At 69.6% G+C, this 6,000-nt stretch carries 8 protein-coding genes; all 8 read left to right on the top strand.

The features are described from left to right. Positions 1-36: 36 nt before the first annotated feature. The 8 genes from rimM to ACFTZL_RS09715 all read left to right on the top strand — a co-directional run bounded on the left by rimM (position 37) and on the right by ACFTZL_RS09715 (position 5,951). Entirely contained in the window at positions 37-579 is a 543-nt protein-coding gene (gene rimM / locus ACFTZL_RS09750; protein ID WP_382580001.1) for a ribosome maturation factor RimM, read from the top strand. Then, positions 579-1,412: a tRNA (guanosine(37)-N1)-methyltransferase TrmD gene (trmD, locus tag ACFTZL_RS09745; protein WP_382580000.1), complete on the top strand. Its 834-nt coding sequence runs from the start codon at positions 579-581 to the stop codon at positions 1,410-1,412. The genes rimM and trmD overlap by 1 nt, the downstream gene beginning before the upstream one ends. A 135-nt stretch (positions 1,413-1,547) precedes the next feature. Beyond that, positions 1,548-1,898 (top strand): 50S ribosomal protein L19, encoded by a 351-nt coding sequence (gene rplS / locus ACFTZL_RS09740; RefSeq protein WP_382579999.1) that lies wholly within the window; start codon positions 1,548-1,550, stop codon positions 1,896-1,898. 45 nt (positions 1,899-1,943) lie between these two features. Continuing rightward, positions 1,944-2,672, top strand: coding sequence for a signal peptidase I (lepB, locus tag ACFTZL_RS09735; protein WP_382579998.1), 729 nt, complete (start codon positions 1,944-1,946; stop codon positions 2,670-2,672). Then, positions 2,665-3,756 (top strand): signal peptidase I, encoded by a 1,092-nt coding sequence (gene lepB, locus ACFTZL_RS09730; RefSeq protein WP_382579997.1) that lies wholly within the window; start codon positions 2,665-2,667, stop codon positions 3,754-3,756. Before lepB (ACFTZL_RS09735) ends, lepB (ACFTZL_RS09730) begins: the two co-directional genes overlap by 8 nt. Continuing rightward, entirely contained in the window at positions 3,644-4,606 is a 963-nt protein-coding gene (gene lepB / locus ACFTZL_RS09725; protein WP_382579996.1) for a signal peptidase I, read from the top strand. Before lepB (ACFTZL_RS09730) ends, lepB (ACFTZL_RS09725) begins: the two co-directional genes overlap by 113 nt. A gap of 51 nt (positions 4,607-4,657) precedes the next feature. Continuing rightward, entirely contained in the window at positions 4,658-5,437 is a 780-nt protein-coding gene (gene lepB / locus ACFTZL_RS09720) for a signal peptidase I (protein ID WP_382579995.1), read from the top strand. Between the two features lie 4 nt (positions 5,438-5,441). Further along, positions 5,442-5,951, top strand: a complete 510-nt coding sequence (locus ACFTZL_RS09715) for an NUDIX hydrolase (protein ID WP_382580002.1) — start codon at positions 5,442-5,444, stop codon at positions 5,949-5,951. Positions 5,952-6,000 lie beyond the last annotated feature (49 nt).

The raw sequence follows: 6,000 nt of genomic DNA, 5'->3' as shown, positions 1-6,000 counted from the left end.
CCCGGCCCGCAGTCGTATGACAGGAGAGTTGGACACGTGCAGCTGGTAGTCGCACGGATCGGCCGTGCCCATGGCATCAAGGGTGAGGTCACCGTCGAGGTCCGTACCGACGAGCCGGAGCTCAGGCTCGCGCCCGGCGCCGTACTCGCCACCGATCCCGCCACCACGGGACCGCTCACCATCGAGACGGGCCGCGTCCACAGCGGCCGCCTCCTCCTGCGCTTCGAGGGCGTCAGCGACCGCACCGGCGCCGAAGCCCTGCGCAACACCCTCCTGATCGCCGAGATCGACCCGGAGGAACTGCCCGAGGGTGAGGACGAGTACTACGACCACCAGCTCATGGACCTCGACGTGGTCACCGCGGACGGCACGGAGGTCGGCCGGATCACGGAGATCTCGCACCTGCCCTCCCAGGACCTGTTCATCGTGGAGCGCCCCGACGGCAGCGAGGTGCTGATCCCCTTCGTCGAGGAGATCGTCGCCGAGATCGACCTCGAGGAGCAGAAGGCGGTCATCACCCCGCCGCCGGGCCTGATCGACGACCGCGCCGAGATCGCCTCCAGCCGGGACGAGTCGTAATGCGCCTCGACGTCGTCACGATCTTCCCCGAGTACCTGGAACCGCTGAACGTCTCCCTCGTCGGCAAGGCACGCGCGCGTGGACAGCTCGACGTCCATGTGCACGACCTGCGTTCCTGGACCTACGACCGCCACAACACCGTCGACGACACGCCCTACGGCGGCGGCCCCGGCATGGTCATGAAGACCGAGCCCTGGGGGGACGCGCTCGATTCCGTCCTGGCCGACGGCTATGAGACCGGCTCCCACGAGCCGGCCCTCATCGTGCCCACGCCCAGCGGGCGCCCCTTCACCCAGGAGCTCGCCGTCCAGCTCTCCGAGCGCCCCTGGCTGATCTTCACGCCGGCCCGCTACGAGGGCATCGACCGGCGGGTCGTCGACGAGTACGCGACCCGGATGCCGGTGTACGAGGTGTCCATCGGCGACTACGTCCTGGCCGGTGGCGAGGCGGCCGTCCTCGTCGTCACGGAGGCCGTGGCGCGGCTGCTGCCGGGTGTCCTGGGCAACGCCGAGTCCCACCGGGACGACTCCTTCGCGCCCGGCGCCATGGCGAACCTGCTGGAGGGGCCCGTCTACACCAAGCCGCCCGAGTGGCGCGGCCGGGACATCCCCGACGTGCTGCTCAGCGGCCACCACGGAAAGATCGCGCGCCGGCGCCGGGACGAGGCCCTGAAGCGCACGACGACACACCGGCCCGACCTCATCGAGCGATGCGATCCCAAGGCCTTCGACAAGAAGGACCGCGAGATGCTGTCCATCCTGGGCTGGGCACCGGACCCCGCAGGGGAGCCGTACGGCCGATTTTGGCGCAGGACCGAGGGCATGGAACAATAGGTCGCTGTTGTGCGTCCGTCCGGCGTGCGCCCCTGCCACAGGGGGAGATGACGCCCGTTCCGACGCGTACAGCCCTGATCCGAAACATCTAGATTCCGTTGATGACCTGTGGCATCAGCGAGGAAAGCAGACGAAATGTCTCACCTGCTCGACACCGTCGACTCCGCGTCGCTGCGCAGCGATCTCCCCGCCTTCCGCCCGGGTGACACCGTCAACGTCCACGTCCGCGTCATCGAGGGCAACCGCTCCCGTGTGCAGCAGTTCAAGGGCGTTGTGATCCGCCGCCAGGGCTCCGGCGTGCGCGAGACCTTCACGGTCCGCAAGGTCTCCTTCTCCGTCGGCGTCGAGCGCACCTTCCCGGTGCACACCCCGATCGTGGAGAAGATCGAGCTCGTCACCAAGGGTGACGTCCGCCGCGCCAAGCTGTACTACCTGCGCGAGCTGCGCGGCAAGGCCGCGAAGATCAAGGAGAAGCGCGAGAACTGAGCGCTCTCCGGGGTTCGCGCCGGGGCCGGATAGCATCTGGCTCCGATGGACACCGAAGCACAGTCGACGGAGCGCGACCGCTCCTCCCGCCCTTCCGAATCCGAGGAGACCTCGGACCCAGGAGGGCCGGAGGAACGGTCGCGTTTCGCGTTGGTGTCGCGTGTCAGTGCGTGGGTACCGGGCGGCCGGATCACTCTGACGCTGTTGACCTGCCTGCTTTTCCTGCTGCTGCTCAGCACGTTCGTGCTGCGGCCGTTCCAGATTCCCAGCGGATCCATGGAGCGGGGATTGAGGATCGGGGACCGGGTTCTCGTAAATAAGTTGGCGTACCGTTTCGGTGCCCAGCCGCAGCGGGGAGACATCGTCGTGTTCGACGGGACGGGGTACTTCGGGCACGCGGACTACATCAAGCGCGTTGTCGGTGTGGGGGCGGACCGCGTGGTCTGCTGCGACAAGGAGGGGAGGATCCAGGTGAACGGCCGGCCGGTCGACGAGTCGGACTTCCTGTACCCCGGGGACAGTCCCTCCGAGGTTCCCTTCGACGTCGTGGTGCCCGACGGCACCCTGTTCGTCCTCGGCGACCACCGCGGCGACTCCAGCGACTCCCGCGACCACCTCGGCTCCCCGGGCGGCGGCATGGTCCCGGTCGACGATGTGATCGGCCGCACCGACTGGATCGTCTGGCCCTACGGCCACGCCACCCGGCTGCAGCGCCCCGACGCCTACGCGCGCGTGCCCGCGCCCGCCGCCGGAACGGCGGGCGCCCATGGGTAACCGCGGCAAGCCGCGCGGCGTCGCCACAAGCGCCGCGGAAAACCTGCTGCCCACCGGCGCCCGGCGCGCCGCCAGCCCGTCCGGCGGACGCACCCGCGCCGAGCGGCGCAAGCTCCAGCGCAAGGTCAAGCGGCGCCGCAGGCGCGGTGCCGTCAAGGAGATACCGCTCCTCGTCGGCGTCGCCGTCCTCATAGCCCTCGTGCTGAAGACGTTCCTTGTCCAGGCCTTCGTCATCCCGTCGGGCTCCATGGAGCAGACGATCCAGATCGGCGACCGCGTCCTGGTCGACAAGCTCACCCCGTGGTTCGGCTCCGAGCCGCAGCGCGGGGACGTCGTCGTCTTCAAGGACCCCGGCGGCTGGCTCCAGGACGACCAGACCACCACCCAGCAGGAAGACCCCGTGGTCATCAAGCAGGTCAAGGAAGGGCTCACCTTCATCGGCCTGCTGCCGTCCGAGGACGAGAAGGACCTCATCAAGCGGGTCGTGGGCGTCGGCGGCGACCAGGTCAAGTGCTGCGACACCCAAGGGCGCGTGACCGTCAACGGCATCCCGCTGAACGAGGACTACCTGTACCCCGGCAACGCCCCGTCCGACACGCCGTTCGAGATCACGGTCCCCCAGGGGCGGTACTGGGTGATGGGCGACCACCGGAACAACTCCGCGGACTCCCGCGCCCACCAGGACACCGACTACGGAGGCACGGTCTCCGAGGACGAGGTCGTGGGCCGCGCCATGGTCATCGCCTGGCCCTTCGGTCACTGGAACATGCTGGAGGAACCGAATACCTACGCCTCCGTGTCCGACTCGGCCACCGGGTCGACCGCTGCCGCCCGGCTGTCGCATAGGGTTGCCTCGGACGATTCGAACGGAACGATCCAGCTCCCGACCCCTGCGGAACTCCCGCTCGTTATGGGAGTGGTGGGCCTGCGCCGTGTATGGGGCAGGCGGCGGCACAGAGTGAGGAGTTGGCGTGGGGGATGTGGCGGTCGGCGCACGGTCCGGACACGACGGCGAGGAGCATCGCGGGCGCCCCGCGGAATCCTCCGTCCCGGCCGCGGACAGCGCCGTGACCTCCGGGAATGACTCCGGGGCAGCCGAGGACGACAGGGTGACGGGCAAGCACATCACAGCCGAGGACCAAGGGCCGGGCGGTACGAACCGGACGCCGAGGAAGGCGCGCTCCTTCTGGAAGGAGCTGCCCATCCTGATCGGCATCGCGCTGGTGCTGGCGCTGCTGATCAAGACCTTCCTGGTGCAGGCGTTCTCCATCCCCTCCGACTCGATGCAGAACACGCTCCAGCAGGGCGACCGCGTCCTGGTCGACAAGCTCACCCCCTGGTTCGGCTCCGAGCCCGAGCGCGGCGAGGTCGTCGTCTTCCACGACCCCGACAACTGGCTGGCCGGCGAGCCGACCACGGATCCGAACGCCCTGCAGACGTTCCTGAGCTGGATCGGTCTCATGCCGTCCGCGGAGGAGAAGGACCTCATCAAGCGGGTCGTCGGCGTCGGCGGCGACACGATCGAGTGCAAGGGCACGGGCCCGCTGACGGTCAACGGCAAGGCACTGGACGAGCGGTCGTACGTCTACCCGGGCAACACGCCGTGCAGCGTCGACGACCAGGGCGGCCAGTTCAAGGTGAAGGTCCCCGAGGGCTCCATCTGGGTCATGGGCGACCACCGGCAGAACTCCCGGGACTCCCGCTACAACCAGGCGGACCGGCACAAGGGCATGGTCCCGGTGAAGGAGGTCGTCGGACGGGCCGTCGTCATCGCCTGGCCGATCAACCGCTGGGACAACCTGCCGGTGCCGGGCACCTTCGACCAGTCCGGGCTCAACGCACAGTCGGCCGCGGCCGGCTGGACGGTGGCGCCGCAGGGGCTGGCGCTCGCCGGAGTGGTTCCCGTGGTGCTGTGGTGGCGCCGGAAGCGGTGATTCCGACGGCGGGCTGACCCCGGCTGGTACCCCCGGGTAAGGTGCGGACCCATGGGTGGCGAGAGCATGACGCACACGGCCCCGCGCAGCGGCGGCACAGGTACGGGCCCGGTGGGCAGCCGGACCGGACAGCGGTTGTCCGGGCTGGCCGTCGCGCTGGGCCTCGTGCTTTTCCTCGGGGGGTTCGCCTGGGGAGCGGTGGTCTACCGGCCGTACACCGTGCCCACCAGTTCGATGACGCCGACGATCGACGCGGGCGACCGGATCCTCGCGCAGCGCGTCGACGGCGATGAGGTGCACCGCGGCGATGTCGTCGTCTTCAAGGACGCGACCTGGGCCAACGCGCCGATGGTCAAGCGCGTGGTCGCCATCGGCGGCGACACGGTCTCCTGCTGCCAGGACGGCAGGCTCAAGGTCAACGGCAAGGAGATCGACGAGCCCTACCTGCCCAAGGGCACGCCGGCCGAGATCAGCAACTTCCCGACCGTGACCGTCCCCGAGGGGCGGCTGTTCCTGCTCGGCGACGAGCGCGGCAGCTCCGTGGATTCCACCGCCCATCTGACCGACGCCGCCAGTGGCACGGTGGCGCGCTCCGCCGTCGACGCCCGTGTCGACTCCGTCGTGTACCCCATGAAGGGCATGCTGGAGAGCCCGACCGGCTTCGAGGCCCTCGGCGCCCTCTCCTCGCCCGGACCACTGCGGACGATCATCGCTCTGGTGATCGGCGGCGCCGTGCTCGTCATGGGCGGGGGCGCCTACGGCCCGATCGCCAAGCGTGCGGGCGCGGCCCGTGCCCGGCGGGACAGTGCGGAGCCCGCGGGTGTCCGCTGAGGCCATGGGGGCGGGCCAGGACTCCTACGAGGGCGGGCTGCGCAAGGTCGCCCGGGTCGTGCTGCTCGACCCGCAGGACCGCATTCTGCTGCTGCACGGGCACGAGCCGGACGATCCGGCCGACGACTGGTGGTTCACCCCCGGCGGCGGAGTGGAGGGTGACGAGACCCGTGAACAGGCGGCCTTGCGGGAACTCATGGAGGAGACGGGCATCACCGAGGTCGAGCTCGGCCCGGTGCTGTGGCGGCGGAAGTGCTCGTTCCCGTTCGCGGGCCGCCGCTGGGACCAGGACGAGTGGTACTACCTGGCTCGTACGGACCGTACGGAGATCGCCGCCGCCGGGCTGACCGAGCTGGAGCGGCGCAGTGTCGCCGGAGCGCGCTGGTGGACGTGTCCGGAACTTGCCCGGGCACATGAGACGGTGTATCCGACCAGACTCGCCGGGCTGCTGCGTACGCTGCTCGACGAAGGTCCCCCGGCCAGGCCCGTGATCCTTGACCAGGAAATCGTCTAGGGGCTCACAGGACTGGCGCACAATGGTGGGATCGCACGGCTGAAGGGGA

Source organism: Streptomyces sp. NPDC056948 (genome assembly GCF_042674225.1).
Taxonomy (GTDB): domain Bacteria; phylum Actinomycetota; class Actinomycetes; order Streptomycetales; family Streptomycetaceae; genus Streptomyces; species Streptomyces purpurascens.
The sequence above is the reverse complement of the archived record's forward strand: the minus strand, read 5'-3'. Positions and strand labels throughout refer to the sequence as shown.

What these genes read in the sequence shown, in the direction of transcription:
- lepB (WP_382579997.1), top strand. Translation starts at nt 2,665, where the DNA reads ATGGGTAACCGCGGCAAGCCGCGCGGCGTCGCCACAAGCGCCGCGGAA.
- ACFTZL_RS09715 (WP_382580002.1), top strand. Translation starts at nt 5,442, where the DNA reads ATGGGGGCGGGCCAGGACTCCTACGAGGGCGGGCTGCGCAAGGTCGCC.
- rplS (WP_382579999.1), top strand. Translation starts at nt 1,548, where the DNA reads ATGTCTCACCTGCTCGACACCGTCGACTCCGCGTCGCTGCGCAGCGAT.
- lepB (WP_382579998.1), top strand. Translation starts at nt 1,944, where the DNA reads ATGGACACCGAAGCACAGTCGACGGAGCGCGACCGCTCCTCCCGCCCT.
- lepB (WP_382579995.1), top strand. Translation starts at nt 4,658, where the DNA reads ATGGGTGGCGAGAGCATGACGCACACGGCCCCGCGCAGCGGCGGCACA.
- trmD (WP_382580000.1), top strand. Translation starts at nt 579, where the DNA reads ATGCGCCTCGACGTCGTCACGATCTTCCCCGAGTACCTGGAACCGCTG.